Below are 26,190 nucleotides of genomic sequence, written 5' to 3'. Positions count from 1 at the left end.
TTAAACGCTTTCTGATTAGAGGGACGCGATCGGGCTGAGCATCATATAATTACCTGCCATTGGAGTAATCCCGGTGCTCGGCATACTTGTTAAATAAGGCTCTGCATTCCTCATCCAGATCGTCTAAGGTGCTTGAATTCCAGTCTGTGCGTACTGCGATCGATCGAATGTCGAATAGAGCGCTTCCGAAAATCAGGCTGGACGAGTAAAAGCTCCAAACTTCGCAGAATTCTCCTGCAGATCCAGCTAATAGCTCTTCCACAGGTCCAGGGTATTCTATAGTTCTTAGTCCTAGTTTTTCGTATTTTCCAGGCTCTTCCGCGGGATGCAGTTTTAATACTGGATTCTTCCCGGCTTGCCGCACTTCTTTTGCAATGCGTTCAACGCCACTTATTTCCTGCTCAATTGTATACGTATTATATTCGGTGAACGGCTGGGTGAGAATCAGGGCTGTGTTCGGATCAATGTGGAATTTTGTATTTTTTAAGCGGAACCCCTCGGTAAACATTTGCTTGTATGTCTCTGCGACTTTCAGGTCCAACACAGGTTTTCCCTGTTTGAAGTTAAATAACCCTGCGCGTACACCACCAAAAACAGGGAGATGTCGCCATAAGAACCAATAGGCTGTGAATAGTATGTTTCTGGCGATAGCGTTAGTCGTGACTCGAGAGGCTTCTTCCTGGAGAACTTTTGAAGCGTTGTAAGATCCTATGCCCTCGTCCAAAACCACCGGATAAAATCTCCGAGCATGCCTTAAGGATGCTGAGCTAAAAAATAAGCTTGCCATGGTCGGTGAGCATACGGGTATTTGCTTGCGCTTGGTCAGACCCCTGAGAGCGGAAAATATTGGTAGTGTAAGCAGTGTGATCGGCCAACTGATGGAAGGCTTTAACTCGAACTGACCATCTTCAACATAGGTAAGTTCAAAATTTCCCTGTTGATATTGGGCTCGATGCAAGATTTCGCGATTCCATGGTCCATTTGAAACTATTACTAGTACTTTCAAGGGCGCTTCAGAGGTCGGAACTATTGAGGCGTATGCCATCAGGGCGGCTAGGTGAAGCGGAGAAACAATTTTATAGCCAATTATGTCGAATTCTTCCAACATAAGTTCGTGTACGCGCTTGGACCGGTGCCGATTATTGTGCCTTCGATTCCACATGCTACGCACTTCGTTCTCTGCCAAGTGTACTGAATAGGTTAAGCAAGTGGGCTAGGTACCGGGCGGCAATGTTTTCCCATTTTAGTGCGGACTCGTTATGTTCAATGATCGGGTCCCGTAGTTGCTGCTCAAGGCTGTATGCCAACCCATCTCCGTCGCCTGGCACGTAAGTCAGGCCGCTACTGAGTGAGAGGTAGTCCAAAATGTTCGACACTCTAGAGGCGACAATGGGCCGCTCACAGGCAATATACTCCGAAAGCTTGCACGGATGACAGGTCTCCGCCAGCGCTGTGGCAGCATAGGGAATTAAGCATACGTCGCCGGCGCCAATAACCACGGGCATTTTTTCATGTGGCAGGCGTCCGAGGTATTTGACCCGCGGGTGGGCTGACGTGACGCTGTCCAGCCCGGGGCCGGCAACCAGGAGCGTTGTTTCCACTCCCTGCCCGGACAAGCTATCCATCGCGGCTAGCACTGCGTCGCGGTCGAAACGATCATTGATGCTGCCGATGTATACGAGATATCGCGACCCGTCAGGCAAGCCCAACTCCCGCTGGCATTCGGCTTTGTCCCGCGGGTAAAAAATGCCGCTATCCACTGCCTGTTCGGCGACCAGTGTGCGGGCACAGCGGCTTGCGACCAAGCCAGCCAGTTTTTCGCTGTCACACACGACCAGCGCTGCTGACTCAAGGGCTCGATTGTACATCCATTTCATGCCGAGAATGCGATTGCTGCCGAAATCTTCGTAGTTGTGATAGAGGTCAAATACGAACGGGATGCCGAGCCGTCGAGCGACTCTCGCTCCGAGGTAGCCGATGTGGCTGTCGCCGCTGGCTACTATAGTGTCAGGTCGGAAGGTGTCGAGCTGGCGGCGCAGCGCGGTGACAAAATTATTACGCAGCGTAAACAGCGGGTAGGATTCGAGTGTGAGGTTATCCTCCGCGACCACTGCGGGTTGGCCCACCCCGTAGTCCATTGCCAGCACCGAAACCCGGTGCCCGTGGTTCGCCCATTGCCTCGGGAAATGGTAGAGGCGGCCGAAGCGCTCGAGCACCAGGTCGTGCGAGGTATAGTGGCGCTTGCAGAGCAGGAGAATATTCAAGCCGGGGTTCCCGCTTCGCGCCCGTGGTACTGCGCCAGGGCGGAGACGATGACAGCGCTGGGCGAGTGGTGATCGAAGATCATTTGGCCGGTGGTGAAATCGGGCAGACGGTCCAGCGTATCGTTGATTATTTCTCGGTCATAGTTGCAGATTACCGAGTTGGCGCCAATACCCTCCTGCCGCTCACTGGCCGCCCGCATGATGATGCACGGTTTACCGAGGTAAAAGCACTCTTCCTGGTTACTGCCGCCGTCGGTGATTACAAACAGTGCCTGTTTGACCAGTTTTATGAACTGGAAGTAGCTGTAGCGCGGTCGTAGCTCTATATTGTCAATGGTTTCCAGGTTGGCCAGTAGCCCGTATTCTTTGAGTTTGTTCTCGGTGGGTTTGTGGAGAATAAACAGCAACTTGCCGCGTTTGCTGACTTCGGCGAGCAAAGCCAGTATCTCGCGTAGCTTCTTCTCGGAGAAAATATTCTCGAAGCGGTGTAGTGAAACGACGCCGTAATCGCCATCTGGGATCTCGATTTCGGCGGCGTTGACTGCCCTCTGGCTGATCCGCAGTGCGTCCAGCAGGGTGTTGTGGGCGGTGTTCACCTTGTCGCCGGAATATTGCTCCAGGTTCGCCAGCGCCCAATCCCCCGGCGCGAAGTAGATGTTCGACAGGCGGAACGTGAGCAAGCGGGTAATTTCCTCGGGAAAGGGATGAAACAGCCTGAAAGAGCGCAACCCCGACTCCACATGGGCGGATTTCTGCCCAGACAGTCGGGCCAGTAGCGCTCCAAGTAGCGTTGAGAAGGTATCCCCATGATTCAGTACCACGCCGCCCTTGTCTCCCTGCCAGACTTTATCGCGGTTCCAGAGCGTGAAAAACACGATGCGGATGGACCAGAACAGCATCTGCACGATGCCGGTAATATCCCGGCCCTTATATAGGGTGATGTCGGGCTCTTTAATGCCGAACTCTTCACGGATGTTGTTCACTGTGGCCTGGTGTTGGCCGCTGAAAATGAAGTTGTAGGGGATGTTGCGGTTCTGGAGCTCCACCATTACCGGGGCCATTTTGATCAGCTGGGCTTTGGTGCCTAGGAAGATGTGGATCATTTGGGGTTGGGGTGGCCGGAGTGTGCTTCAGGGCCGCTGGATTCCGGCTTTCGCCGGAATGACGGTGGGGTGGGGCGGTGGCGCATCTGCGGTCGTTTGTTGGGCAGAAGTCTGTGACTTGGCTGATGCCTGGGTGGGGGCTGGAGCCAGCGGAAGTTGCGCCAGGCGGGCGTTAACCGCCGCGGTTATTCCCTGGCCATCCAGCCCCAGGGCCGCCAGCTGGGCTTTATGCTCCCCGTGCTCAATGTACTCATCGGGTATACCCAGGTGCAGTACATGGGTGTGCAGGTTCTCCCGTGAGAGAAGCTCGCTTACCGCTGCACCGGCACCGCCGGCAATCGCGTTTTCCTCTACTGTAACCAGTAAGTCGTGGGACTGCGCCAGCTCGGCCACGCGGGCTTCATCCAGCGGCTTGACCCAGCGCATATCCACCAGGGTGGCGCCCAGCGTTTCCGCGGCCTCTGTTGCCGCGGGCAGCAGGGTGCCGAAGTTGAGAATGGCGACCCGGGTGCCCTCGCGGAGGGTGACGGACTTGCCTATTTCCATCGAAGCCATTTCCGCGGAAATGTGTGCGCCGGTGCCGGTTCCCCGGGGGTACCTCACCGCGGCCGGCCCCGGGTGCTGAAACGCCGTATACAGCATCTGCCGGCACTCGCTCTCGTCGCTCGGCGCGCCAATCACCATGTTGGGGACGCAGCGCAGGTAGCTTAAGTCGAAGGCGCCGTGGTGGGTGGGGCCGTCCTGGCCGACCAGGCCTGCACGGTCGATGCCGAAGGTCACGTCCAGGTTTTGCAGGGCTACGTCGTGAATCAGCTGGTCATAGCCGCGCTGCAGGAAGGTGGAGTAGATGGCCACCACCGGCTTGAGGCCGTCGCAGGCCATGCCGGCGGCCAGGGTGACGGCGTGTTGTTCGGCGATCGCCACATCGTAGTAGCGGTCGGGGAAGCGGCGGGCGAAGTCGACCATGCCGGAGCCTTCGCACATGGCGGGGGTGATGCCCACCAGGCGCTCATCCTGCTCCGCCATGTCGCACAGCCACTGGCCGAATACGTCCTGGTACTTGGGCGCTTTCGGTTGGGCGGGCTCGGGGGCCTGCGGGCCTTTGGGCTTGGGTTCCACCTTGTTCAGGGCGTGATAGCCCACCGGGTCTTCCTCGGCGGGGGCAAAGCCCTTGCCCTTCACGGTGCGGATGTGGAGGAACTGGGGGCCCTCCAGGTCCTTCATGTTTTCCAGGGTTTTAACCAGCTGCGGCAGGTCGTGGCCATCCAGCGGGCCGATGTAGTGAAAACCCAGCTCCTCGAAGAGGGTGCTGGGGGCCACCATGCCTTTCATGTGCTCTTCGGTGCGCTTGGCCCATTCCCAGAGAAAGCTGAACTTCTGCAGCAGGCTCTTGGAGCGCTCGCGCATGCCCAGGTAGGTCTTGGTGGCCCAGATTTTGGCGAAGTAGTTGGCCATACCGCCGGTGTTGTGGCCGATGGACATCTGGTTGTCGTTGAGGATGACCAGCATGTTGGGGCGTTCGTGGCCGGCGTGGGCCAGGGCCTCGAAGGCCATGCCGCCGGTGATGGCGCCGTCGCCGATGACCGCCACGGTCTTGCGCTCGCTGCCCTGCTGGCGGGCGGCCAGGGCCATGCCCATGGCGGCGGAAATGCTGGTGGAGGAGTGGCCGACGCCAAAGGTGTCGTAGTCGCTTTCGGAGCGCTTGGGAAAGCCGGAAAGCCCGCCCGCCTGGCGCATGCTGTGCATCTGCTGCATGCGGCCGGTGAGGATCTTGTGCGGGTAGGTCTGGTGGCCCACGTCCCACACGATGCGGTCTTCCGGGGTGTTGAACACGTGGTGCAGGGCGATGGTGAGCTCCACCACGCCGAGGCCGGCGCCAAAGTGCCCGCCGGACTGGCCCACGCTGTACAGCAGGTAGGCCCGCAGCTCGTCCGCCAGCTGCAGCAGCTCGTCGCTGTCCAGCGCGTGCAGGCTGCGGCCCTGGTCAATGGCGGTCAGCAGCGGCGTAACTGGCTGTGAGGTGGGGATTTCCGAAAACATGGGCCAATTCTATCCCATATCCGGGCGCATGTGGCCTCAGCTTTTGGACATATTGAGGGTTTCTGCCGCGCCGTCCAGGGCGGTCTGCAGCAGCACCGAGAGGCGCAGATAGCCGTGTTCGTTGAGGTTGATGCCGTCGGCCCGGTAGTAGGCCGGGTTGGGGCGGCCGTCTGGCTTCACCAGCAGGCGGTTGGCGTCCAGGATTTTCACCTGCTCCAGGGAGGCGGCCCAGTCATGCAGCAGGCGGGTGGTTTCCTCCACGGTTCGGTCGTCGGCTGCGTACAGGGGGGTTTTCAGCGGAGTGATTACATAGAAGGTGCTGTCCGCCGCGTGATAGCGATTCAATTCCACCAGTTCCTCGATGCCCTGGGCCAGGTTCTCGGCCGTTTTGTTAGCGCGAATGCGGAATTCGCTGCTGCTGGGCAGCAGGACCACCGCCCCCGGGCGGTAAAAGCCGATCAGCCGTTCGTAGTTGTGTATAAGGTCATCCACAGTGGCATCGCCGAGTCCGCGCATCAGTACCGGCTGGGGAGCCAGCAGGTCTTCCAGGCCGCGCCACAGCTTTACCCGGCGTCCGCCCACCACCACCACGGGCTGGTCCGGCAGCTTGCTGGCCCGGTCCTTGCGGGCGTAGGCGTCGACCTCTGCCGCCCAGGCATCGGGCGAACTGTTGAGGGTGGCCACAGTATCCCGTGACACCAGGTAGACCAGGTGCACAACCGGTATCAGCAGCAGCACCAGGCAGGTGATGCGCAGTGTTCGCCAGGAAATCACAGGAAGGTCCTGTCCCCTTTTGTTTTGCCCCAGTGTCGCTGAAACAGTCACATTGAGCAATAAATGACCCATTCAGGGTGTGACCCAGGTCGCAGCTTCTGTTGGTAAGTGTATGATTTTGCGGGGTGAGATGTAGGATAAGTGGATGATTTACCAGCGCCACATTCCCCGGGAGGAGCTGTTCGCCGCCCAGCTTGAGATGCTCATGCAGAATGGGCAGCTGGCGACGGTGACCTCGCACCTGATCGGCGTGGCGGCCACCATGGCCATTTTCTGGCCCTTCCTGGAGATCACCACCATCCTGCTGTGGGCGGCGGCATTCCTTATCCTGCTGCTGCTGCGCTCCCTGCAAATGAGCAATGCGCTGGTCAACCGCAGCTACCTCACCCGCCCGGGCGCGGTGTACTTCAAGCTGGTGCTGGGGGCGGCCGCCACCGGGGCGGTGTGGTCGGCGGTGTATATCTTTGCCGCCCATTACGTGCCCATTACCATGCAGTACACCTTCCTGCTGCTGATCCTGATGATTACCGCGATCTCGCTGGGTTTCTCGGTGATTATCCGCGAGTACTTTATCGCCTACCTGTTCTGTGCCATCTGGCCGATCGCCTGGTGGAGCCTGGCCCATTACTGGGAGCAGCCATACAACCTGGTTATCGGGCTGTCGCTGCTGGCCTTTTGCGCCGTGCTGGTGGTGGTGTCGGACCGGGTGTACCGCTCTTTCCGCAACATGATCGCGCTGAACTGGGAGCGGGAAACCATGGCCCAGGAGCTGGGCGACTTGACCAACTCCCTGCGCGACCGGAACCGCCAGTTGCGCGATGCCCGGCGCCAGCTCACTGACCTGGCCAACGTGGACGAACTTACCGGCCTGGGTAATCGCCGGCTGGTGAACAGCGCCCTCAAGGACGAGATCAACCGGGCCCGGCGCAGCGGTGCCTGCCTGTCGGTGATCCTGCTGGATGTGGACTACTTCAAGAACTACAACGACACCTACGGTCACCCGGCGGGGGACAAGGTACTGCAGCGGCTGGCGGATGTGATGCAGCGCGCCACCGCCCGGGCCGGTGAAGTGGTGGCCCGCTATGGCGGCGAGGAATTTATCCTGGTGCTGCCCGGTGCGTCCCAGGAGTCGGCGCTGCGCACCGCCCACCGCCTGAAAGAACTGGTGGAGCAGGAAAAGATCACCCACGAGACCTCCTCGGCGGCGCCCCACATTACCGTCAGTCAGGGCGTGGTGACGGTCCAGCCGGAAGGCGATGTGCTGCCCTCGGAAGTGATTTCCCGGGCGGACAATGCGCTGTATGAAGCCAAGAAGGCGGGCAGGAACCGGATTGTGGTGGCGCGGCCCCTCACTGCCCCTGCTTGAAGCGGTGAATCTGCCGTCGCTGCTTCTTGGTCGGCCGGCGCTCCGGGCGGTCGATCATGCCGCCGGCGGCCTTGCGCGCGGCGGCCTCTGACTCCCGTTTCTGGATACTGGCCGCGCTCTCCTCGTACAGCAGCCGGGCCTCGGGCGCGCCCCGGCGTTGGTCGGACAGGGCCTTGATTTCAATCACTTTTTCGTCCCAGCCCTGGCGGATCTGCAGGGTGTCGCCGACGGCAATCTCCCTGGAGACTTTCACCCGCTGCCCTCCGAGGTGGACCTTGCCGCCCTCGATGGCGGCCTTGGCCAGGCTGCGGGTCTTGAAGAAGCGGGCCGCCCACAGCCACTTGTCCAGGCGCAGTTTGTCGCCCTGAAATTCGCTCACGGCTTGCTCCGGCTCATGGCTTACTCCGGCTCATGGCTTACTCTGGCTCATGGCTTACTCTGGCTCATGGCTTACTCCGGCTCATGGCTGTTCCTCGCTCATGGCTGTTCCTCGCTCAAGGCTGTTCCTCCGGCATGATCTCATCGAAGTGGTGGATGCCCGGAAACAGGGTGTCGATGCGCTTTTGCCGCTGGCTGTCGGGCTGCAGCAGGGTCAGCAGATGGGCGATGCCATACTCCCGGGCCGACTCCAGCACCCGCTCGGTATCGTCAATCAGCAGGGTCTTTTCCGGGGCGAAGGGGTGCAGCTGCTGCAGGCTGTGCCAGAAGGCCTGGGCTTCCTTGGGTGCGTTCAACTCGTGCGACACCACCACCCGGTCGAACCAGCCGGTAATGTCGATGTAATCCATCTTGATGTCCAGGGTCTTGCGGTGGGCATTGGTCACCATCACCACGTCCCGGTGCGAGGCGTGCAGCCGGCTGAGGAATTCCACCGCGTGGGGGCGCACGTTCACCATGTGCCGCAGTTCCCGCTTGATGGCGGGAATATCCAGCTGCAGGCGCTCTGACCAGTAGTCCAGGGAGTACCACTCGAGGCTGCCCTGGTCGATGCTGAAGGCCGTGTGCAGGCGCTCGCTGGACTCCTCCGGGCTGAGGCCGTGGGTGCTGGCGTAGACCTCAGGGATGTGCTGCATCCAGAAATAATTATCGAAATGCAGGTCCAGCAGGGTGCCGTCCATGTCCAGCAGTACAGTGTCGATGCTGTTCCAGTCAATCATGCGGTGGCCGGGTTCACGGGGAAGGCAGATTATGCCCTGTCCGGCGGCGGCGCGCATCCTGTCACCACAGGGCGTATAATGCGCGGCTTTTCAGAGGAGCTGACGTGCGCGATTTACCGGGTCTGGTCCAGCCGCTGCTGGCGCTCTGCCGCCAGGCGGGGCAGGCTATCTGCGATCACTACCACGCCCCGGGGGCGGACGAGTACCAGGCCAAGGGCGACGAGTCGCCGCTTACCCGGGCGGATATCGAGTCCCACCACATTCTGGTCGATGGCCTGGCGGCAATGACTCCCGAGCTGCCGGTGCTGTCGGAGGAATCCAGCGAGGCGGACAAGGCCCGGCGCAGCGACTGGCCGGTATTCTGGCTGGTGGACCCGCTGGACGGCACCAGGGAGTTCCTCGCCCGCACCGGTGAATTCACTATCAACATTGCCCTGGTCGATGACCATGCGCCGGTACTGGGAGTTATCTACCTGCCGCTCGCCGGCGAGGCCTATGTCGGTATTCCCGGCCAGTTCGCGCGCAAATATGTCGCCCCGGACTGGCACGCTGTCGAGCTGGCCGCCCGGCCCCTGGAAGATGGAAACGCGATGACCATTCTCGCCAGCCGCCGCCACCGCGGTCCGCGGCTGCAGTCCTCCCTGGACTGGCTGGAGCAGGAGTGGGGCGACCTGGAGCGGGACAACAGCGGCAGCGCGCTCAAGTTCTGCCAGCTGGCGGCGGGGGAGGGCGACTTCTATCCCCGCTACTCGCCCTGCTGCGAGTGGGACACGGCGGCGGGGCAGGCCCTGCTGGAGGCCGCCGGCGGCGCCCTGCTGGGGCTCGATGGTGAGCCCCTGCGCTACAACCAGCGCGATACCCTGTTAAGCCCCCATTTTCTCGCCATCGCCGACCCGGGTCATGCGATCTGGCAGCAATTGCTGGCGCGGGAAGCGGACTGAGGTCGGCGGCAGCAGAAGAATGCTTGTGCCGCTACTGCAACTGGGTATAGTGTTGCATTCTGATCTAATCCAGCTCGCTGTAGATTAATGACTGCATGACCGACACCAGCAACACAGGCGATACCGGGGACAACGGCCAGGAGGCCGCCAACGAGGTGATGACCCCGGCCATGCGCCTGCTGGACTTGCAGACCCAGCACCGGGCCCTGGACAGCCGTATCCACGAGATGCACCAGCACCCCTACCAGAACCAGATTCTGCTGCAGCGCCTGAAAAAGGAGAAGCTGCGCCTCAAGGACGCCATCGAGCACCTGAAAGACGAGATGATCCCCGACCTCAACGCCTGAACCAGGAAGCAAGCATGAACAAGACTCTCTCCCTAGTAGCCGGCCTCGCCATGACGCTGGCAGCCAGTGTGTGCCTGGCGGCGGATGAACAGGCCAGGACGGTTACAATCACCCCGATCAAGGGTCCGCTGTACATGCTGGCCGGACAGGGCGGACGGGTGGTCGCCTCGGTGGGTGAGGACGGCGTATTGCTGGTGGACAACGACTACCCGGCCTGGTCCGCGGCCTACGCCGCCGCCCTGAAGAAAATCGACGCCGCGGCAGGCGCTCCCCGGTTTATGCTCAACACCCACTGGCACAATGACCACACCGGCAACAACGGCTTCTGGGCGGAGCAGGGGGCGCTGGTCATGGCCCACGAGAATATCTACCAGCGCATGAGCACCCGCCAGGACATGCCGGCCCTGGGCTCGGTGGTTGAGCCCAGCCCCGCCATTGCCCTGCCGGTGGTCACCTACGCCGACTCCATCGCGCTGCGTTTCAACGGCGATGTCATCCAGGTGCAGCACTTCCCCCACGGCCACACCGACGGCGACTCGGTGATGTTCTTCACCGCACAGAACGTGGTCCACGTGGGCGACCTGTACTTCGCCGGCGCCTTCCCCTTTGTCGACCTGGACTCCGGCGGTGATGTGCAGGGCTACATCGGCAACGTGGAGCAGGTGCTGGCGATGATCGACGACGACACCATCATCGTGCCCGGGCATGCCAGGACGGTGAAAAATAAACAGGAATACCAGGCCTGGATCAATGCCATCAAGGCCTCGGTGAGCGAGATCAGCGCCCGGCTGGAGGCCGGCAAGACAGTGGACGAAGTGATAGCCAAGGGCCTGGGGGCGGACTTCGCGCCCTACGGCCAGGGCTTTATCAAGGAAGCGTTCTGGATACGCACGGTGACGGCGGGGCTGTGAGCTGAACCAGGGTCATCCCGGCCCTACTCAGTCATCCCGGCGAACGCCGGGATCCACCTGGCAGAGAATCGCACTGACTGATAGTTATTATGGATTCCGGCGTTCGCCGGAATGACAAAGAGCTGCGGAATGACAAAGCGCTGCGGAATGACAAAGCGCTGCGGAATAACGAGGGGGAGTTAAAGTCGCGAAGATAACGAGTGGAGCTAAATCGCCCCTTCCAGCCGCAGCAATATTTTCTTCGCCTCCAGCCCCCCGGCAAAGCCGGTCAGCGAACCATCGCTGCCAATCACCCGGTGACAGGGCACCACAATCGGCAGCGGGTTGCGTCCGTTGGCGGCGCCCACGGCGCGCACGGCTTTGGGCTTGTCCAGCGCACAGGCTATATCCCGGTAGCTGCGCAGCTCGCCGTAGGGGATGGTGGCCAGGGCCGCCCACACGCTGCGCTGGAACGCGGTACCCGCCGCTGACAGCGGCAGGTCGAAGTTGCGCCGCTCGCCGGCGAAGTACTCCCCGAGCTGGCGGGCACAGGCTGCGAGCACCGGGTCGCGCCGCTCCTCGCCCGCGGGTTCGGCGGGTTGCAGGTTTTGCCATTCGATGGCAGTCAGGTGCTGGCCGTCGGAGACCAGCCGCAAGCGGCCCACGGGGCTGTCCAGGTACTGGTAATTCATGGGCTGTAATTCCTCCAGAGCAGATTGGCGGCGTAGGAGCGCCAGGGGCGCCAGTGTTGCGCCGCGTCCTTGAGTGTGCCCGCGCTGCCGGCCAGGGCGGCCCAGCTGCGTTCCAGCCCCAGGTCACCGGCGGGAAATACGTCCGGGTCGCCGGCGCCGCGCACCGCGACCATGGCCACGGTCCAGGGGCCAACGCCCTTCAGTGCCGCCAGCGCTTCCAGGTCCAGCTGCTCCTCGCGGCCGGCAAAGTGCCGGCACAGGCTGCGCAGGGTCTCCCGCCGGCGTGCGGGCATGGGGAAATGCTGGTCTGGCAGGGCGGCGATATCGGCCGCCGCGGGAAAGCCAGTCACACCGTCCCCGGCGCAGGCCGCGGCCAGCCGCGAGAGCACGGTGCGGGCCGCCGCGGTGCTCACCTGCTGGCCGACAATGGCCCGCACCGCGGCTTCGTACAGGCTCCAGTGGCCCGGTGAGCGCGCCCCCGGCGATTTCTCAGCCAGCGGTGCCAGCGCCGGGTCGCCCTGCAGGCGGGCGGTAATTTGCGCGGGGTTGGCGTCCAGGTCGAACATGCGCCGCAGCTGCACCACCAGGCCCAGCAACTGGCTGTTGTCGGCCACTTGCAGCTGCAATTCCAGGGCATTTTTGCCGGGCAGGGGGCTCACCTGCAGCCAGCCCGGGCCCGCCGCGGTGCGAAACTGTCGGCGATAGTGGTTCTCCGTCACTTCCTCCACGCCCGCCACCGCGTGGTGGGCGAGAAAGTCGACCACCCCCGGCCAGTCGTAGGGGGGACGGTACTGCAGCTGCAGGCGGATGCCGGCCTCCGGTGGCTGTTTCTTCCTGCCGCGCAGGTCGCCGGGGGTCAGTCCGAAGTGGGCTTTTACCGCACTGTTGAAGCGGCGCACGCTGCCGAAGCCCGCGGCAAAGGCCACTTCGGTCAGGGGCAGGGCGGTCTCGGCGAGGAGCTTGTTGGCAAACAGCAGCCGCTGGTTGAGGGCCACCGCCTGCGGCGATACGCCCAGTTCCTGCTGGAACAGCTTGCGCAGGTAGCGCTCGCCGATGCCCAGCCGTGCGGCCAGGTCGGCCAGATTGCCGTCGGCCAGCGCCCCTTCCTCGATAAGCCTGAGGGCTCTCGCCACCGTGGTGGAGGTGCCCCGCCAGGCGGGGCTGCCGGGGGCGGACTCGGGGCGGCAGCGCAGGCAGGGCCGGTAACCGGCCGCCGCCGCCTGGGAGGCGAGGCGGAAGTAACGGACGTTCTTCTCCGCTGGCAGGCGGGCGGGGCAGATCGGCCGGCAATATATGCCCGTGGTTTTCACCGCCAGGAAAAATTCACCGTCAAAGCGCCGGTCGCGGGCCAGCCTGGCCCGGCGGCAGAGCTCCGGGTCGAGTTGTTTGGCGCTGTTGTGATGGCTGCTCATGGGCGCACTATAGCCCTGGCCGCCGCCTCGCACTAGCCACAATCGGCCCTGGATTGTGCAGCTGTAATTATCCGCCGCTGGTATTAGAATATTCCGCTTATGCGAACAAGTGCCAGCCTGCCCCCGATGCTCGACTGGCCGCAGTAGCTGGAGTGTTATGGACTTAGTGGTTTACGCCGTGCCGTTTTTCCTCCTCGCCATGCTGGTGGAGCTGGTCTACGGTGTGTATCGGGGGCGCAATACCTACCGTCTCAATGACTCGGTGAGCAGCCTGTTCCTGGGCGTGCTCAGCCAGGCCCGGCGCTTCATTACCCTCGGGGTGGGCGGCTATGTCTATCACCTGGTCAGCGAGTATTGGTCCATGCCGCAACTGGACAGCACCGCCTGGTGGACCTGGCTGCTGGCCTTTGTGCTCTATGACTTCTGCTACTACTGGCTGCACCGCCTGGGCCACGAGCGCAGCATTCTGTGGGCGGCCCACGTGGCCCACCACCAGAGCGAGGAATACAACCTCACCACCGCCCTGCGCCAGACCAGCACTGGCTTCCTGCTCAGCTGGATTTTCTACATTCCCCTGTTTGTGCTCGGCATTCCGGCGGAAGTGGTGGTGACGGTGGGCTCGCTGAACCTGCTGTACCAGTTCTGGGTGCATACCGAGCACCTGCCCAAGCTCGGCTGGTACGAGTGGCTATTCATCACCCCCTCCAACCACCGGGTGCACCACGCCCAGAACGACATCTACATGGATCGCAATTACGGCGGTGTGTTTATTCTCTGGGACCGGCTGTTTGGCACCTTCCAGGAGGAACTGGACGAGGAGCCGGTGATTTTTGGCATTCGCGGCCCCCTGCGCAGCTTCAATCCCTGGCACGCCCTGACCCATGTCTACGCGGACATGATCAGCGACAGCTGGCACACCCGGCGCTGGCGCGACAAGCTGCGGGTCTGGGTGGCACGCACTGGCTGGCAGCCGGCGGATGTGGCGCCCCGGCACAAGAACGACCTGTCGACCTTTGCAAAGTACAACCCTGCGGTGCCGGCGCTGGTGGCCTGGTACAGCTTCTTCCAGCTGGTGGTTGCAGTGGCTTTCCTCGGCTGGATGCAGGCGACCGGGCTCGGCTACTGGTCCGGCGTGGCCTGCTGGGCCCTGCTGCTCGCCACTACCATGACCACGACGTTCTGGCTGGAAGCGCGGACTGCGGATGCGGTCGTCCGCTGGGAGTGGCTGCGGCTGGGGGGGCTGGGGGTGTTGCTGGCGTTGGCCCTGCAGGGCGGGGCGGCCCCAGGCCTGGTCGCTGTTGGCGTGCTGTATGTGGTATTCAATATCGGCTTCCTGCGACAGCTGTCCGCGAGTGTCCAGGTGCCCGGGGAAGCAGTGGCGCCTGCCGCTGTCCCTTAGTCCAGCATCATCCCGGCAATAGGCCAGCAAGCGGGCGGCCAAGCGCTCCAGGGTTTCAGCGCCATTTAAAGTTCCCGGTGGGGCAATTGCGCCACCGCGTGTTCGGCGAAACCGGCGCCGGCCTGGGCGTAGAGGTTGAAGGTGGAGAAACCGTGCTTTTCCAGCTCCCGCGCCTCCTCGGCGAAACGCACCACGGCGGCAATGCGCCCGCTGTAACCCAGGTCCCGGAGCAGGGCGCCCACCAGCATGTTCTCCTGGTGGTGGGTCAGGGCCAGCAGCACCAGTTCCACTTCCCCGAGTTTGACCTGGTGCCAGAAGTCCGGGTCGGAGGCGTCGGCAGTCACCACCCGCCGGTGTTTGCGGGTATGCTCCCCCAGCTTGCGTTCGTTGAGGTCCACGCCCAGCACTTCATAGCCGTGGGCCTCGGCGATGGCATCGTAAGCGCCGGTACCGATATTACCCAGGCCCAGCACGATAATCCGCGCGCCGCGGGTGTCGGGCCGACTGGCCTGCACCGTGCGGGATTCAAAGCGCAGCCAGAAGTCGTGATAGCGGCGGTACAGCTGGTGGGCGCGTTTACTCAGCGGCGAGGAAAGGACAAAACTGGTGGCAATGGCCAGCGAGATGGCCCCGGCCCACTCGCTGCCAATCCAGCCGGCCCCGGCGGCGACGGCAACCACCACCAGGCCGAACTCGCTGAAATTACCCATCATGCTGGCACTGAGCAGGGCGGTCCGCGGCGCGGTGTGGAACAGGGTCATCAGCGGGAAATACAACAACACCTTCACCGAGGCCAGCGCGCCCAGCGCCAGGGCGAGTATCAGTACCTCCTGCCGCGGCCAGCCGTCCAGGCCGATGGTGAGGAAAAAGCCCACCAGGAACAGGTCTTTGAAGTTCATCAGGTTGCGGTACAGCTCCTTGGATTTCTGGGTGCCGGCGAGCAGGCCGCCGATGACCAGCGCACCCAGGTCGCCCTTGATGTCCACCGCTTCAAACAGGGCCGCGCCGCCCAGGGCCAGGGCCAGGCCGAACAGGGTGAACAACTCGCCGTGGCCGGCTTTCTCCATCAACCGGGTAATGGGCTGGCGCAGGGGCCAGAGCAGCAGCAGCGCCAGGGCCTCCGGTGGCGGTACGGTGCCCTTGGTGGCGGAGAGGAACAGCACCGCCGCCAGGTCCTGTATCACCAGGATGCCGATGGCCAGGTTGGCGTGCCGCGAGGACATCTCGCCGCGTTCCTGCAGGACCTGGATAACGAACACGGTGCTGGAGAAGGTCAGGGCGAAGGCGATCACCAGCCACTCGTTCAGCGACAGCCCCAGCCCCGGCAGCAGTAGCCCGGCGAGCCACAGCAGGCCCATGAAAAACAGCTGCATGGCCGCCATGTGGATAATGGTGGTGCCCCAGACCCTGACCTTGAGCAGCTCCGCCGGGTTGAGCTTGAGACCGATGGTAAACAGCAGCAGGGTAACCCCCAGGTCGGCCAGTGAGTGCAGCAGGTTGCCGGCCTGGATATCGGTTTCGTGAAGGATGAAGCCCGCCGCCAGGTAGCCGATCAGGGCGGGCAGGCCCAGTGCGCGGCTGGCCAGTCCGCAGGCGAGGGCAATGAGGATGATGAGAGGGTCGAGCATATTCAGTTACCGGGCCTGCTGCGCAGCTGCCAGAGCACCAGCGAGCACAGCAGCACGGTGATGATATCCAGCGCCAGCCCCGCCTGCTGTAAGGGCATCAGCGCTACGCCACTGCCAAGGGAATAAAACGCGACCGTCGTACACAGGGCAATGGCCACGAACAGGGTAAAACGCGACTGCCCGAACAGCCCCAGCCCGGTGATCAGGTAAACCGCGCCCAGGATGAGCGCGGTAACGGCCTGCTCGTCGAGCTCGCGAAACCACAGCGATGCCGCGCGACCGGCACCCGACAGGGTAACCAGGCTGGCGGCGAGCAGGCGCAGGGTGGCGATGAGGTGATCTGGCATGGGGAGGAATGTACCACTTTTATCGGTCAATGTAGCATTAACTGGCGCCGGTCAGGGTGCTGCCCCGTCCCTTGCTTCTGCTATGATGCAGCCAATCCTGAAATACAAGGTTTTCCATGGCCAATACCTCCCTGTTACCCCTGCTTGCCAACGGCGACATCGTGTCGGGCCAGGCGCTGGCCGACGCCCTCGGTGTCAGCCGCACCGCGGTGTGGAAGCAGCTGAAGAACCTGGACGAACTGGGGCTGCAGATCGAGTCGGTCAAGGGCCAGGGCTACCGCATTCCCGGGGGGGTCGAACTGCTCGCTGCGGACAGGGTGTTGCCCGGCCTGTCGCCCCTGTCCCGGCAACTGCTGTCGGCACTGGACCTGCGCGACATTGTTGGCTCCACCAACGCCGAGGCCATGGCGCAGATAGCCGCGGGCAGCGGCTCGGGCTATGTCTGCAGCGCTGAGCAACAGAGCGCCGGCCGCGGGCGCCGGGGGCGCACCTGGGTAAGCCCCTACGGGCGCAACCTGTATCTGTCGGCGGTCTGGGAATATGAGCAGGGCGCGGCGGTACTCGAGGGGATGAGCCTGGCGGTGGGCGTGGTGGTGGCCCGGGCCCTGGCGAGCTGCGGTGTACCGCCGGTGCAGCTCAAGTGGCCCAATGACCTCTTGTACCGGGGCGCCAAGTTCGGCGGCATCCTGCTGGAGATGACCGGCGACCCCGCCGGGGCCTGCCAGGTGGTGGTGGGCATCGGCCTCAACGTGGACATGCCCGGCGCTACCGCCACCGGAATCGACCAGGCCTGGACCGACGTGGCGCGCATCTGCGGCGGCCAGGCGCCCCCGCGCAATGCGCTGCTGGCGGCGCTGCTGGATGAGCTGCTGCCCATGCTGGCCAGTTTCGAAAAAACCGGGTTTGTGGCCTGGCGGGATGAATGGCAGGGCCTGGACGCCTTTGCCGGTGTCGACGTGGTGCTGCATAGCGGCAGCCACAAGATGGCGGGCAAGGCCTGCGGCGTGGACGAGCGCGGCGCGCTGCAGCTGCAGACTACCACCGGCTTCCAGTCCATCTTCGGCGGCGAGATTTCCCTGAGGCCGGCCCCGTGAGCCTGTGCCTGCAACTGGATGTGGGCAACAGCAGCGTCAAGTGGCGCCTGCTGGCGGGGGGCGAGCTCTGCGACCGCGGTCGCTTCGTTCGCGATGATGACGCGGCGAAAGCCCGGCTGCTGGAGAAGATCGACGTCGGGGCCAGCGTCTGGGTGTCCAGCGTGGCCGGCCCGCAGTTTGAGCGCGAGTTCGCCACCCTGGTCGAGCAACGGACCGGAATTAGCCCCTGGTTTGCCCGCAGCGGCCATAGCGCCGGGGGTGTTGCCAACAGCTATGCCGAGCCCGCGCGCATGGGGGTGGACCGCTGGCTGGCCATGCTGGGGGCGCGCCAGCATACGCGGGACCGGCTGTGTGTGGTCGACGCCGGCTCGGCCCTGACCATCGACCTGGTCAGCGCCGCCGGGCAGCACGAGGGCGGCTATATCATCCCCGGGCCCGCGCTGATGGAGCGGGCCCTGCTGCTGGATACGGACCGGGTGCGCTTTGACGAGGAGGTGAGCTATGGCCTGGCCCCCGGGACCTCCACCGCGGAAGCGGTACGCCACGGTATCGCCCTGGCCCAGGTGGGGGCGATCGCCACCGCCCTCGCCCAGGGTGACGGGGACGCGCCGGTGCTGTTTTTTTGCGGCGGCGCCGGCGAGACTCTGATGCAGCTGCTGGATCGTGGCGGCACTCACGTCCCCGACCTGGTATTCGAGGGCCTGGCGGTGCTGGCGGCGGAGTCGGCTAGGGGCTGATCAGGCGCGCGCTACCGTCGCCGCTTTGCTTCAGCTGCAGGCGCTCACCGAGATAGCGGGAGCCGGCCATACTCAGGTGGCCCGGGTCGCGATAGAGGATCTCGCCGTTTTGCATGCCGTGGCACTTCCCTCGATCACAGAATGCCGCCGCGGTGTCCCATAGCCAGGTGCCCGGGTTGTTCCGCCATACCGTTTCAACGATCTCGCGGTACGCGCGGCTGCGTGCGCGGTAGCGCTTTTCGGGGGTGGCGCAGGGCCGGGGCTCGAAGTGCGTCAGCCGCAGGGGGCGGGTATCAACGCAGGCCTGGGGGTGAAAGCCCAGGCCGGGCCAGTCGATGACCAGCACCACTTGCTTGCCCGTCGCGGTCAGCCGTTTGACGGCGGCATCCAGACCCGCCGCGAAATTCTCACTGTTGCTCAGCCGTTGCGGCTTCGCCGGGTCGCGCAGGCGGTAGCGGCCCAGGCGCTGGTTCAGGTAGGGGGGGCCCATGGAGGACAGGAACACCGTGGTGATGTCCGCATTGTTGCTGGCCCAGTCCAGATTGCCCGCGGTGACCTCGCGGCAGTGGTCGCGGTTGCCGGAATCCATGATCTCTATGCCGTATAAAGGCGGGCAGCCGCCTTCACCGAGGCGGATGACGCCGGTACTGCTGTGCCGGTAGTGATGGGCCAGGGCGAAAAAGGTATTGGTGCTGTGGCTGTCTCCCAGTACGGCAATGCCAGCGGGCTTGCCGTCGTGCAGGCATTTGCCGGGGGCCGCCGTGCCCAGGTCGCAGTGCCTGGGGTGCCCCGGCCCGGGTTCCGGCCACTGGAACACCGCAGCGGCTTGATTGAATTCCGCAGTGCGCTGGGGAAGCCCCTCCAGCCTGGTGATCGCCAGGCCGGCGAGGCCGAGGGAAAACAGGCCGGCCAGTAAGTAAAGCGGAGTAAAACGACCCGGGTGGTAGCGCAGCCGCTGTTCCACCAGCCGGTAGCTGAGCCAGGCCAGCAGTGCGCTGACCAGGACCGCCCCCAGGCGAATCACCGCTGCAGGTTCGCCCTGCTCCATGATCCGGCAGAAGGTCAGCAGCGGCCAGTGCCAGAGGTAGAGGGGGAAGCTGATCTTGCCGATGAACACCAGGGGGCGGCTGGCGAGCAGCCGGTTGATCGCGGTTCCAGGGGCGGACAGTATCAGCAGCGCCGCCCCCAGGGTCGGCAGCAGCGCCCACCAGCCGGGAAAGATCGCCTGCCGGTTGATCAGCAGCACGGCGGCAAGCAGCAGCACCAGTCCGGCCAGCGCCAGCCCATTGCCGGGCGGGCGGGAGCCGGCCCGTGCTCCCGGTATCGCCAGCAGCGCCCCCAGCAGTAATTCCCAGGCCCGGAACTGGGGCAGGAAGAAGCTCGCCGCCCGGTCGCCGGTCACCAGGATGTTGAGGCAGAAAGACGTGCCCAGCAGGCCCAATACCAGCAACAGGATTGGTAGCTGCAGTCGGGCCCCAACCAACAGGAGCAGTGGCCACAGCAGGTAGAACTGCTCCTCCACCCCCAGGGACCAGAGGTGCAGCAGGGGTTTGAGGCGGCTGTCGGTGTCGAAGTAACCGGCCTCGGTCCAGAACAGAATGTTGGGGGCGAACACCGCCGAGGCCGCCGTCTGCCGGCCCAGGGCGGTGTACTCGGCAGGCAACAGCAGCCACCAGCCCGCCACCAGACAGAAAGTCACGACCAGCAGCAGCGCGGGAATAATGCGCTGGATGCGACGGCGGTAGAATTCCAGCGCGGAGAACTCCCCCCGGGCCTGGCCGTCGACAATAATCCCGGTGATCAGGTAGCCGGAAATCACAAAGAACACATCGACACCGACAAAGCCGCCGGGCAGCAGGGCGGGGAAGGCGTGGTAAATCACCACCGCGATAATTGAAAAAGCGCGCAGGCCGTCGATATCGGGGCGGTAGCCGGTCATGGTTGCGTCATCAGTCCATCCGGGTGAAGGGCCGGGTCAGGGGACTGTCAACCAGATCCTGGTAGTTCAGCACTGCGACGGACAGGTCCTGCTGGCCAACCTTGTGCAGCCCCGGTTCGACGTCCTGTGCCGGTGTTGCTATCCCGAGGAAGTCGCAGATACCGGCCATGGTGGGCTGCAGATTATCGGCCAGGTCCTCGTAGTCAATGTCCAGTACCGGCCTGGCGCCGAGCATGGCCAGCACCTGCTCCGCTTCCTGCTCGAGCTGCCGCTGGCGGCTGGCAAAGGCCTGCGGTGAAATATCCACTGCCACCCGGCGGTTTTTGCCGCCGCCCATGTCCGAGTGAATGGCGCCGCCGGCGTGCATGACCTGCTCCGACACATAGCGGCGCAGGGCATTGCGGCGGCGCAGGTGGATAAAGCGAATATCGGGGCGGGCGATTGCCGCCCGCAGTGCCGCCTGCCAGCGGCTGTTGAGAAAATCCTGGTAAATGATTTTCAGCCCCACCGCCGCTTGCGGCCGCGCGAGGGCGTCCCGCAGAAAGGCGGCCGGGTCGGCGTTGCGGGCCTGCAGCAAGTGCTCTGACCTGGCCTGGCGCTGGGCCGGGCTGGCGGTGAGCGGGTCGAAATCATCCCTCAGCCCGCGCACCTGCCCCGGCAGGAACAGCTCGCCGTGACAGCAGATACCGTCGATGCTGTTGAGCGTCCGGACCAGCAGGGTGCTGCCGGTGCGCGGTGCGCTGAGAATGAAAAACCTGCTGGGCATGGCTAGGGCCTGTTCACACTACCTGAGTTGGCCCTGCTAGTCAGCGGCGGGCGTTGTCGTTGCTGTTTTTGTGGCATGGTGTCGCGCCAGGGACCGTGTGCGCAGCGTTTTCAGGTACTCGCAGGCCTGCCAGATAAAGAACACGGCAGTGAGGTACAGCTCCGGACGCAGCGGCACGGAATAACGGGGCTCGGCCTGGGTCAGGACATACACCGCGCTTATGGCAAGCACAGCGGCATAGGTGATGACGGGTAGCGTGACGCTGGGCAGTGTTGATCTGTCACAGATGACCAGTAGCGCGCCCAGCAGGCTGCATATCAGCAGCCAGGGGTGCAGGGTGTGCATGATCGAATAGGAGACCAGTGCCGGGGTGGATATATGGTAGAGGGAATATAAAACCGTATTGAAGTAGATGTCGCCCTGGTCGGTAAGCAAGTTCCACTGCCACAACTGATTAGGCTTGCCTGTCGCATACCAGGTGAGCATCTCTACTGGCGCTTCCGAGAATCTCTGGCCAAGCTCGGCAAAAAACGTGGCGTAGCTGTCGGAGACGCCGGCGCCGGGTACTACCACGCCGGCCTCCGGGTCGAGGACTGAAGCCTTCCACTTTTCATGGTAGTGGGGGTAAAGGCCCACGGTCAGGTTGGCCAGCAGACGGTCTCCGCTGCTGGAACTGCCCTCCGGGACCACAATGGCTGAGCGCAGTGACCACAGGGACGCGGTGACTACCAGCGGCAACAGTAACAGGCTCGCCTTTCCGAGGTTCAGGCGGTGGTCGCTCTCGTCGTTGCTTTGCGCGCGGAACAGCCACAGCCCCAGGGCGACTGCCGGTGCCACCACCAGGCAGACCGGATTAACCATGTAGGAGGTGGCGAGAGCGACTCCGCACATGAGGTAGTCAGCAGCTTTCTGCAAAAGCAGTGCTCTGGCCAGAAAGTAAATGGCGGCGAGGAGGGTGAAGCCGAACAGGGTTTCTGTCAGCGCGTAGGAGCCCAGGCTGACATGGTGCGGTGAAAACGCCAGCAGGGTTGCCGGCAGCAATGGCCAGTAACCCGGCATGAACATCCGGCCCAGTAAAAACAGCAACCATATGGCACCGGCCGCCACGGCGACCTGGCTATGGAGTATCCAGTCATAGGCTTCCACATTGAAGGAGCCCGCAAGTTGCAGGTTGGCCGCCAGAAACGCCGGATAGCCGGGGGCCCAGTAGTTGTCCGGTGTTGGATTGTCGCTACGCTCTTTTGAAAAGGTACCGTGCTCGACCAGGTTGATCGCATACTGGTAGTAGTAGGCTGCATCCCCCTGCACCGGGTCGATAAAAAAGGTCTCGCTGTTGTAGGCCAGCCGCAACAGCGCCCCGCAGGCCACAATGGCGAGGGCCGCGACGCTCAGCCCCCGGGCGGGCTTTTTGCTAGTATTCAATTGATTCCCAGGCCTCTGATTTTTAATCGGATTACCATAATTGCTCGGCCAGTTGATAGCCAGCCATGGCTGACGAAAAGCGGAATTATCCGGCGGTGATGGCGCGCCCAATGGCGCAAGCCAGATATAACCAGAAGGAATTTCTGTGCATAGCTGGATGCTATTGGACAGGCCGGCGCTGATGTCTGACACTAGGGCTACGCGCAAATGGAAAAGGGATTAATTGGTGGTGAGTATGAAAACGATTCTCAGTGGTGTGGCGGTGCTGGTCAGCGTGGTATCCATAGCGGCTATGGCGGCACCGACCTTACAGATCAAGGGCGGGCGCACATCGCTGGTCCTGGCTGATGAGGCCCGGGACGCGCTGGCAGCGGCAGGCTGCGAGCTGCAGCGGGTAAAGCCGGCGGTGGTCAAGCCCGGCGCTGAGCGTATCCGCTTCCCCGTGGGCGGTGGCGCCCTGGATCTCGGTGCCCTGCTGGGCGAGGTGGAGCACAAGGGCGGCATTACCATCAGCTGCCCGGATATGGTCGATCCCAATGATATCAATGTCGTGACCCTGGAGAACCTGCGGATCGAGGCCCTTGATCCCACCAGTACCGATGACCTTGATCCCAACGGTAGCGATGACATTGACCCCAACAATGCCGATGACCCCAACGATGTGCCGGTGATTACCGCCCTGGCCTCGGTGGATAACAACCTCTTCGATCGTATCGATTTCCTGCTGCCGGGCGAGGCGGGCATAGAAGTGGCCGGCGATGGAGGCAAGCTGAAACTCAAGGGCTACGGCCTGACTCTGGCGCCAGAAGCGGCCGAGTTCCTCAATAACCATCTCGGCACCAGCCTGGAGCCGGAGCTGGTCGTGGGCGACGCCGCCAGCCAGGTCAATATCCGCAGGGAAGAGTCGGCGGACGATGACGATGAAGGTCCCGGCAATTCCCAGGGTAAGGGCAAGGACGATGACGAAGACGAAGACGAAGACGAAGACGAGGATGAGGATGAGCCCGAAGGCGATTAGCCAGCTGTTGCAGTCCACTGAAGCCCCGCTGGATGCGGGGCTTTTTGTCTCCTGATTGCCACGGTCATCCAGATCAGCGTGTCGGAGTCGTTAAAGGCCACTGTCTCAGCGCCGAGCCGCTCCAGTCGGCCTCCCGGGATGCTACAACAACCGGGTTGTCCGACGTCCGGATGAGCCTGCCGTTGTGTTATTTAAGTGATAATCCCCCAATTTTTCTCACGGAGTATGAATTTGTAACTGTTGCAGGTTTGAGCCCGCGACCTACTGAGGTAAGGTACCGATAAAATTCTACCAATAACTGCAAAGGGAGTTGCGCGATGCGCTGTACACAGGGATTTCTCGCTGGCCTGGCACTGGTTGCCGGTTCAGCCTTCGGGGTGACGGACACTTATACCTATACCGGCGCCGCCGAGTCGTTTGTCGTACCCAGTGGGGTGACCACCATCACGATTGAAGCCTGGGGCGCCCAGGGCGGGATGAGCGATCCGGTCAGCGATAATCTGGGCGGTTACGCCACCGGTGAGCTGGCCGTGACGCCCGGGGATGTGTTGCACATCTATGTTGGCGGCCAGCCTGTTGGCGAGGCCGGTGGCTTCAACGGCGGCGGCGCCGGCGACAGCGCAGGCGCCGGCGGTGGCGGTGCCTCTGATGTCCGTACGGCTGGAAATACGCTCAATGACCGTGTGCTGGTTGCCGGCGGCGGCGGCGGTGGCGGTGAATGGAATGGGCAGCCTGTTATCGGCGGTGTCGGCGGTGGCCTGACCGGGGGCAACGGTTCGCGAGATATCACCAACGCGGGTGGCGAGGGCGGTACCCAGGTCGGCAGCGGTAATGGCACCTGTGTGTCTTTTAATAATCCCATTGTCAGCGGTGCCTTTGGCATTGGCGGGACCACCGCGGGCGTGGGCTGTGGCTGTGAGGGCTATGGTGGCGGCGGCGGTTGGTATGGTGGGGCCGCCAGCGGTAACTGCCGCGGGGGTGGCGGTGGTTCGTCCTATATCGACGCTGTTGTAAACGGATCCACGACTCCCGGGGTTCGCCTGGGTGATGGCGAGGTAAGATTGACTTACACCGTTGACCCCGTTGACCCCGTTGACCCCGTTGACCCCGTTGACCCCGTTGACCCCGTTGACCCCGTTGACCCCGTTGATGCCGCCGCTGTGAAGCCTGTTCCAGTCATGCCGTTTTCTGGTCTCGCGGTACTGGTTCTTGGCCTGCTGGCGGTAGCGCGGCGCAAATTTGCGGGCTGATAGCTTTGGGAGGTTTCCCAGGGTCTCGCAAGAGGCCCTTTCAAGAGGCCCTTTCAAGAGGCCCTTTCAAGAGGCCCTTTTTAGAGGCCCTTTTTTGTGCCTGTGCAGCGGTGGCCTATTGCATCCCCCCATGGCTTTCCCTACAATTGCCGGCCGTTGAGACAGGTGCATATAGGCAGGGTATTCTTCCTTCTATATATACACCGTCTTCACAGGTCTGGATCAGGCTGGCGTAGCTCAGTAGGTAGAGCAGCTGATTTGTAATCAGCCGGTCGGGGGTTCGATTCCTCTCGCCAGCTCCATTCCATCCCCGCTTTTTCCATAATTACTGCGGCCGGAGAGCGCTTCTCCGGGGTTTTTGGCTGTTCGCCAGGCGGCTGGCGGGCTGGATCAGAAAGTGTGCGTAAGTCGATCATTTTATTGGAAGAAGCGGTTGACATTGATGGAGGGCATCCGGACAATATGCCGCCTTCCGGAGGGGTTCCCGAGTGGCCAAAGGGATCAGACTGTAAATCTGACGCGAAAGCTTCGGTGGTTCGAATCCACCCCCCTCCACCATTTACAAAGGGTGGTTTGCTGCTCCAGTTTGGCGGCGACTACTATCGAAGCCCCCGATATCAGGGGGTGGATTTGAACCACGTGGTTCGACGGAGCAGCGCAGCTGCGACGAGCGCCGCCAGAGGCGGCGACCCGGAGGGCGAGCGGCGCAGCCGCGAGTCATCCACCCCCCGGAGCCTACAGTTTGGCACAGGGCTGGATTGAGCAAAGGTCGGGTATGGGTGGGGCAATGCGGCGCAGCCGCGAGCGATCCACCCAGGGCTCAAAGCCCGAATATGGTTGAAGTGGAGAGGTTTATGCCTCTCAGTGTATCTAACATGCTGATACACAAACAAAAGTTTAGCGGTACGCGGGTATAGTTCAATGGTAGAACCTCAGCCTTCCAAGCTGATGATGCGGGTTCGATTCCCGCTACCCGCTCCAGAGTTAGGAGGTTCAGGGCTCATATAGCTCAGTCGGTAGAGCACTTCCTTGGTAAGGAAGAGGTCACCGGTTCAAGTCCGGTTATGAGCTCCACTTCTGAAGTTTGGTAAGTGGTTTTTAACTAAAGCGGTTCAATGCAAGGCTACGGCCGGTGTCATAGGAGATTGTCGTAATGGCAAAGGAAACATTCGAACGTACTAAGCCCCACGTCAACGTGGGCACCATTGGTCACGTTGACCACGGTAAGACTACCCTGACAGCGGCCCTGACCCGGGTGTGTGCTGAAGTATGGGGTGGTGAAGCGGTAGCCTTCGACGGCATCGACAACGCACCGGAAGAGCGTGAGCGCGGTATCACCATCGCCACCTCGCACGTTGAGTACGATTCTCCCGAGCGCCACTACGCCCACGTGGACTGCCCCGGACACGCCGACTACGTGAAGAACATGATCACCGGTGCGGCGCAGATGGACGGCGCCATCCTGGTGTGTGGCGCCACCGATGGCCCCATGCCCCAGACCCGCGAGCACATCCTGCTGTCTCGCCAGGTAGGCGTACCCTACATCGTGGTATTCCTGAACAAGGCTGACCTGCTGGCGGAAGACTGCGGCGGCGCCGATTCGG

Annotated in this window: 24 protein-coding genes, 4 tRNA genes and 1 other RNA gene; 15 read left to right on the top strand and 14 right to left on the bottom strand. The window is 62.7% G+C overall.

Going from position 1 to position 26,190, the window contains the following annotated elements; genetic code table 11:
* Positions 1-49: 49 nt before the first annotated feature.
* From DWB85_RS19400 to DWB85_RS07930, 5 genes are all read right to left on the bottom strand, one after another.
* The gene (locus DWB85_RS19400; protein WP_133300584.1) at positions 50-1,105 is read right to left on the bottom strand and encodes a polysialyltransferase family glycosyltransferase; all 1,056 of its coding nucleotides are present in this window, start codon (positions 1,103-1,105) and stop codon (positions 50-52) included.
* A gap of 58 nt (positions 1,106-1,163) precedes the next feature.
* Positions 1,164-2,264 (bottom strand): glycosyltransferase, encoded by a 1,101-nt coding sequence (locus tag DWB85_RS07945; protein WP_117953687.1) that lies wholly within the window; start codon positions 2,262-2,264, stop codon positions 1,164-1,166.
* Positions 2,261-3,325, bottom strand: a complete 1,065-nt coding sequence (locus DWB85_RS07940) for a UDP-N-acetylglucosamine 2-epimerase (RefSeq protein WP_162846057.1) — start codon at positions 3,323-3,325, stop codon at positions 2,261-2,263. The genes DWB85_RS07945 and DWB85_RS07940 overlap by 4 nt, the downstream gene beginning before the upstream one ends.
* Before the next feature lie 69 nt (positions 3,326-3,394).
* On the bottom strand, positions 3,395-5,407 hold the full coding sequence (gene dxs / locus DWB85_RS07935; protein WP_117953685.1) for a 1-deoxy-D-xylulose-5-phosphate synthase: 2,013 nt from the start codon (positions 5,405-5,407) through the stop codon (positions 3,395-3,397).
* A gap of 36 nt (positions 5,408-5,443) precedes the next feature.
* Complete coding sequence (locus DWB85_RS07930) at positions 5,444-6,181, bottom strand: SGNH/GDSL hydrolase family protein (RefSeq protein ID WP_117953684.1); 738 nt, start codon at positions 6,179-6,181, stop codon at positions 5,444-5,446.
* Positions 6,182-6,326: 145 nt separating this feature from the next.
* Here DWB85_RS07930 and DWB85_RS07925 point away from each other — a divergent pair, with 145 nt between their 5' ends.
* The gene (locus tag DWB85_RS07925; protein ID WP_117953683.1) at positions 6,327-7,547 is read left to right on the top strand and encodes a GGDEF domain-containing protein; all 1,221 of its coding nucleotides are present in this window, start codon (positions 6,327-6,329) and stop codon (positions 7,545-7,547) included.
* On the opposite strand, the gene hslR is transcribed toward DWB85_RS07925, so the two are convergent.
* Entirely contained in the window at positions 7,531-7,926 is a 396-nt protein-coding gene (gene hslR / locus DWB85_RS07920) for a ribosome-associated heat shock protein Hsp15 (protein ID WP_117953682.1), read from the bottom strand. The genes DWB85_RS07925 and hslR overlap by 17 nt on opposite strands.
* Positions 7,927-8,041: 115 nt before the next feature.
* Positions 8,042-8,704 (bottom strand): GMP/IMP nucleotidase, encoded by a 663-nt coding sequence (yrfG, locus tag DWB85_RS07915; protein ID WP_117953824.1) that lies wholly within the window; start codon positions 8,702-8,704, stop codon positions 8,042-8,044.
* Positions 8,705-8,808: 104 nt separating this feature from the next.
* Here yrfG and cysQ point away from each other — a divergent pair, with 104 nt between their 5' ends.
* The 3 genes from cysQ to DWB85_RS07900 all read left to right on the top strand — a co-directional run bounded on the left by cysQ (position 8,809) and on the right by DWB85_RS07900 (position 10,903).
* Entirely contained in the window at positions 8,809-9,645 is an 837-nt protein-coding gene (cysQ, locus tag DWB85_RS07910) for a 3'(2'),5'-bisphosphate nucleotidase CysQ (RefSeq protein ID WP_117953681.1), read from the top strand.
* Positions 9,646-9,740: 95 nt separating this feature from the next.
* A complete protein-coding gene (locus tag DWB85_RS07905) occupies positions 9,741-9,992 on the top strand; it encodes a YdcH family protein (RefSeq protein WP_117953680.1) in 252 nt (83 codons plus the stop codon).
* A 14-nt stretch (positions 9,993-10,006) separates the two neighbouring features.
* Entirely contained in the window at positions 10,007-10,903 is an 897-nt protein-coding gene (locus tag DWB85_RS07900) for an MBL fold metallo-hydrolase (protein ID WP_117953679.1), read from the top strand.
* Between the two features lie 206 nt (positions 10,904-11,109).
* On the opposite strand, the gene DWB85_RS07895 is transcribed toward DWB85_RS07900, so the two are convergent.
* Complete coding sequence (locus tag DWB85_RS07895; protein ID WP_117953678.1) at positions 11,110-11,574, bottom strand: methylated-DNA--[protein]-cysteine S-methyltransferase; 465 nt, start codon at positions 11,572-11,574, stop codon at positions 11,110-11,112.
* Positions 11,571-12,986: an AlkA N-terminal domain-containing protein gene (locus DWB85_RS07890; protein ID WP_117953677.1), complete on the bottom strand. Its 1,416-nt coding sequence runs from the start codon at positions 12,984-12,986 to the stop codon at positions 11,571-11,573. Before DWB85_RS07890 ends, DWB85_RS07895 begins: the two co-directional genes overlap by 4 nt.
* A 157-nt stretch (positions 12,987-13,143) precedes the next feature.
* On the opposite strand from DWB85_RS07890, the gene DWB85_RS07885 reads away from it, so the two are divergent.
* The gene (locus DWB85_RS07885; RefSeq protein WP_117953676.1) at positions 13,144-14,385 is read left to right on the top strand and encodes a sterol desaturase family protein; all 1,242 of its coding nucleotides are present in this window, start codon (positions 13,144-13,146) and stop codon (positions 14,383-14,385) included.
* 65 nt (positions 14,386-14,450) lie between these two features.
* On the opposite strand, the gene DWB85_RS07880 is transcribed toward DWB85_RS07885, so the two are convergent.
* Both DWB85_RS07880 and DWB85_RS07875 read right to left on the bottom strand, forming a co-directional pair.
* Positions 14,451-16,013 carry a cation:proton antiporter family protein gene (locus tag DWB85_RS07880; RefSeq protein ID WP_117953675.1) on the bottom strand — a complete coding sequence of 521 codons (1,563 nt, stop codon included), beginning with the start codon at positions 16,011-16,013 and terminating at the stop codon, positions 14,451-14,453.
* Positions 16,014-16,015: 2 nt separating this feature from the next.
* Positions 16,016-16,360 (bottom strand): hypothetical protein, encoded by a 345-nt coding sequence (locus tag DWB85_RS07875; protein ID WP_117953674.1) that lies wholly within the window; start codon positions 16,358-16,360, stop codon positions 16,016-16,018.
* A 116-nt stretch (positions 16,361-16,476) separates the two neighbouring features.
* Here DWB85_RS07875 and birA point away from each other — a divergent pair, with 116 nt between their 5' ends.
* Together birA and DWB85_RS07865 are read left to right on the top strand one after the other, a co-directional pair.
* Entirely contained in the window at positions 16,477-17,454 is a 978-nt protein-coding gene (gene birA / locus DWB85_RS07870; RefSeq protein ID WP_117953673.1) for a bifunctional biotin--[acetyl-CoA-carboxylase] ligase/biotin operon repressor BirA, read from the top strand.
* Complete coding sequence (locus tag DWB85_RS07865) at positions 17,451-18,191, top strand: type III pantothenate kinase (RefSeq protein WP_162846056.1); 741 nt, start codon at positions 17,451-17,453, stop codon at positions 18,189-18,191. Before birA ends, DWB85_RS07865 begins: the two co-directional genes overlap by 4 nt.
* Here DWB85_RS07865 and DWB85_RS07860 read toward each other — a convergent pair.
* Genes DWB85_RS07860 through DWB85_RS07850 form a run of 3 tightly spaced genes read right to left on the bottom strand, consistent with a single transcriptional unit; the run spans position 18,181 to position 22,318 of the window.
* Positions 18,181-20,130, bottom strand: a complete 1,950-nt coding sequence (locus tag DWB85_RS07860; RefSeq protein WP_117953671.1) for an acyltransferase family protein — start codon at positions 20,128-20,130, stop codon at positions 18,181-18,183. The two genes, DWB85_RS07865 and DWB85_RS07860, sit on opposite strands and share 11 nt — an antisense overlap.
* Positions 20,131-20,140: 10 nt before the next feature.
* Positions 20,141-20,896, bottom strand: coding sequence for a Stf0 family sulfotransferase (locus DWB85_RS07855; protein ID WP_117953670.1), 756 nt, complete (start codon positions 20,894-20,896; stop codon positions 20,141-20,143).
* Positions 20,897-20,932: 36 nt separating this feature from the next.
* Positions 20,933-22,318, bottom strand: coding sequence for an ArnT family glycosyltransferase (locus DWB85_RS07850; protein ID WP_162846055.1), 1,386 nt, complete (start codon positions 22,316-22,318; stop codon positions 20,933-20,935).
* A gap of 229 nt (positions 22,319-22,547) precedes the next feature.
* On the opposite strand from DWB85_RS07850, the gene DWB85_RS07845 reads away from it, so the two are divergent.
* The 8 genes from DWB85_RS07845 to DWB85_RS07810 form a co-directional block, all read left to right on the top strand.
* Positions 22,548-23,336, top strand: a complete 789-nt coding sequence (locus DWB85_RS07845) for a hypothetical protein (protein WP_133300583.1) — start codon at positions 22,548-22,550, stop codon at positions 23,334-23,336.
* Between the two features lie 317 nt (positions 23,337-23,653).
* Complete coding sequence (locus DWB85_RS07840; RefSeq protein ID WP_117953667.1) at positions 23,654-24,586, top strand: glycine-rich protein; 933 nt, start codon at positions 23,654-23,656, stop codon at positions 24,584-24,586.
* A 226-nt stretch (positions 24,587-24,812) separates the two neighbouring features.
* Positions 24,813-24,888, top strand: a tRNA-Thr gene (locus tag DWB85_RS07835).
* A 172-nt stretch (positions 24,889-25,060) separates the two neighbouring features.
* A tRNA-Tyr gene (locus tag DWB85_RS07830) sits at positions 25,061-25,144 on the top strand.
* 49 nt (positions 25,145-25,193) lie between these two features.
* Positions 25,194-25,323, top strand: a non-coding RNA gene (locus DWB85_RS07825) — RtT sRNA.
* A gap of 170 nt (positions 25,324-25,493) precedes the next feature.
* Positions 25,494-25,567, top strand: a tRNA-Gly gene (locus DWB85_RS07820).
* Between the two features lie 17 nt (positions 25,568-25,584).
* Positions 25,585-25,660 (top strand) — tRNA-Thr (locus tag DWB85_RS07815).
* A 79-nt stretch (positions 25,661-25,739) separates the two neighbouring features.
* The coding region (locus DWB85_RS07810; protein ID WP_117953823.1) for a GTP-binding protein at positions 25,740-26,190 on the top strand (451 nt) is incomplete at its 3' end.

Origin of the sequence: Seongchinamella sediminis (genome assembly GCF_003457605.1) — a bacterium.
In the GTDB taxonomy this organism is placed as follows: Bacteria; Pseudomonadota; Gammaproteobacteria; order Pseudomonadales; family Halieaceae; genus Halioglobus; species Halioglobus sediminis.
This window is presented reverse-complemented; position numbering and strand designations above follow the sequence as displayed.

What these genes read in the sequence shown, in the direction of transcription:
- birA (WP_117953673.1), top strand. Translation starts at nt 16,477, where the DNA reads ATGGCCAATACCTCCCTGTTACCCCTGCTTGCCAACGGCGACATCGTG.
- DWB85_RS07925 (WP_117953683.1), top strand. Translation starts at nt 6,327, where the DNA reads ATGATTTACCAGCGCCACATTCCCCGGGAGGAGCTGTTCGCCGCCCAG.
- DWB85_RS07855 (WP_117953670.1), bottom strand. Translation starts at nt 20,896, where the DNA reads ATGCCCAGCAGGTTTTTCATTCTCAGCGCACCGCGCACCGGCAGCACC.
- DWB85_RS07880 (WP_117953675.1), bottom strand. Translation starts at nt 16,013, where the DNA reads ATGCTCGACCCTCTCATCATCCTCATTGCCCTCGCCTGCGGACTGGCC.
- yrfG (WP_117953824.1), bottom strand. Translation starts at nt 8,704, where the DNA reads ATGATTGACTGGAACAGCATCGACACTGTACTGCTGGACATGGACGGC.
- dxs (WP_117953685.1), bottom strand. Translation starts at nt 5,407, where the DNA reads ATGTTTTCGGAAATCCCCACCTCACAGCCAGTTACGCCGCTGCTGACC.
- DWB85_RS07860 (WP_117953671.1), bottom strand. Translation starts at nt 20,130, where the DNA reads ATGACCGGCTACCGCCCCGATATCGACGGCCTGCGCGCTTTTTCAATT.
- DWB85_RS07840 (WP_117953667.1), top strand. Translation starts at nt 23,654, where the DNA reads ATGCGCTGTACACAGGGATTTCTCGCTGGCCTGGCACTGGTTGCCGGT.
- DWB85_RS07940 (WP_162846057.1), bottom strand. Translation starts at nt 3,325, where the DNA reads ATGGCCCCGGTAATGGTGGAGCTCCAGAACCGCAACATCCCCTACAAC.
- DWB85_RS07885 (WP_117953676.1), top strand. Translation starts at nt 13,144, where the DNA reads ATGGACTTAGTGGTTTACGCCGTGCCGTTTTTCCTCCTCGCCATGCTG.
- DWB85_RS07900 (WP_117953679.1), top strand. Translation starts at nt 10,007, where the DNA reads ATGAACAAGACTCTCTCCCTAGTAGCCGGCCTCGCCATGACGCTGGCA.
- DWB85_RS07875 (WP_117953674.1), bottom strand. Translation starts at nt 16,360, where the DNA reads ATGCCAGATCACCTCATCGCCACCCTGCGCCTGCTCGCCGCCAGCCTG.
- DWB85_RS07890 (WP_117953677.1), bottom strand. Translation starts at nt 12,986, where the DNA reads ATGAGCAGCCATCACAACAGCGCCAAACAACTCGACCCGGAGCTCTGC.
- DWB85_RS07895 (WP_117953678.1), bottom strand. Translation starts at nt 11,574, where the DNA reads ATGAATTACCAGTACCTGGACAGCCCCGTGGGCCGCTTGCGGCTGGTC.
- DWB85_RS07905 (WP_117953680.1), top strand. Translation starts at nt 9,741, where the DNA reads ATGACCGACACCAGCAACACAGGCGATACCGGGGACAACGGCCAGGAG.